The following is an 816-nucleotide window of genomic DNA, read 5'->3' on the forward strand; positions in this document are numbered from 1 at the left end:
GTCGTGGAGACCGTTCCTCGTTCCGTGTCCCCCGGAACGGGGAGCGTCTTCGGCACGTGGTCATTTCTCCGTAGGCCTGACGGAGGAAATCCCTCCTGAGAGCCAGGAAAAGCAGCCCGTGGAATTGGCCATCGCGGGCGATGTCCGTCCGTTCCCCGCGCGGCAGGATTCGTACGTGACGAATCGGACGAAGGAATCCCGGACATCGGGGATACCTGCCGAACGGCGGACCGCATTCCTCGAACTGATGCTGCTGTCCCGTGAATGCGACCGCAGATCGGGCATCGTACTGCGCCAGGGCGAGGCATGGTTCCACATCTCCTCGGCCGGGCACGAGGCGCTCGCCGCCCTGTGCGAGCTGCTCGCACCCGAGGACCTGATCTTCCCTCACTACCGGGACCGCACCCTGATGCTGGCCCGCGGGATGGACCCCGAGGCGCAGGCGCGGGACCTCATGGCCAAGGCCGCCTCGCATTCGGCGGGCCGCAACATGAGCGCCCATTTCAGTCACCGCGCGGGGAACGTGTTCTCGGTCGCCAGCCCCACCGGGAGCCAGTGCCTTCCGGCGGTCGGCGCCGCCTGGGCCGCGAAGCTGAGGGAAAGGCCGGGTGCGGTCGTCTGCTCGATCGGGGACGCCTCGGCCCGGCAGGGGGAATTCTTCGAGGCGCTCGCTTTCGCCGTGGAACGCGCTCTGCCCGTCCTTTTCCTGGTGTCCGACAACGGCTACGGCATTTCCACGCCCACCGCCGCGATGTCGCCCCACGCGCTCGGACTGCTGCCCGGGCCACGCACCCGCACCGTCGACGGAGCCGACCC

1 protein-coding gene is annotated in these 816 nt (G+C 68.6%); it reads left to right on the plus strand.

The window, feature by feature from the left end:
- Positions 1-118: 118 nt before the first annotated feature.
- Positions 119-816: thiamine pyrophosphate-dependent enzyme (locus LPA54_RS33505; RefSeq protein WP_308112912.1), on the plus strand; the 698-nt coding region annotated here is incomplete at its 3' end.

Source organism: Streptomyces sp. DH12, from assembly GCF_020873895.1.
Classification (GTDB): domain Bacteria; phylum Actinomycetota; class Actinomycetes; order Streptomycetales; family Streptomycetaceae; genus Streptomyces.